Annotated in this window: 1 protein-coding gene; it reads left to right on the top strand. The window is 56.4% G+C overall.

The features are described 5' to 3' along the window. The coding region (locus QMX88_RS29340; RefSeq protein ID WP_336620255.1) for an IS3 family transposase at window positions 1–369 on the top strand (369 nt) is incomplete at both ends.

Genomic DNA, 369 nt, shown 5'->3' with positions numbered 1-369 from the left:
CAGGAAATACAGCGACTCAAAACCTTGCTCAGGCAAAAGGATCGGGATATCGAAATCCTAAAAAAGGCCAGTGCTCTCCTGCTTTCGGACTCCAAAGATCATTCGAACTGATCAGCGAGCTGGGCAAGCACTATGGCGTTTACGATTGTTGCCGCGCGTTGGGAGTTAACCGCAGCAGTTTTTACGCCTGGCGCCAGCGCCAGGGCTTCGTCAACAGCAGCCGTGCAAGGCTTAGGGCTTTGCTGGTCAGGCTTCACAAGGAGTCGAGGGGATCAGCGGGGGCAAGAACGCTGTCCAGTGATCTTCGCAGCGAAGGGCATCAGGTTGGCCGATACATGGCCCGCACGCTCATGCGTGAATCCGGGGTCG

This window comes from Pseudomonas sp. PS02290 (assembly GCF_029960075.1).
Taxonomy (GTDB): domain Bacteria; phylum Pseudomonadota; class Gammaproteobacteria; order Pseudomonadales; family Pseudomonadaceae; genus Aquipseudomonas.
Note: the sequence above shows the minus strand (reverse complement) of the source record. Positions and strands in the feature narration are given on the sequence as shown.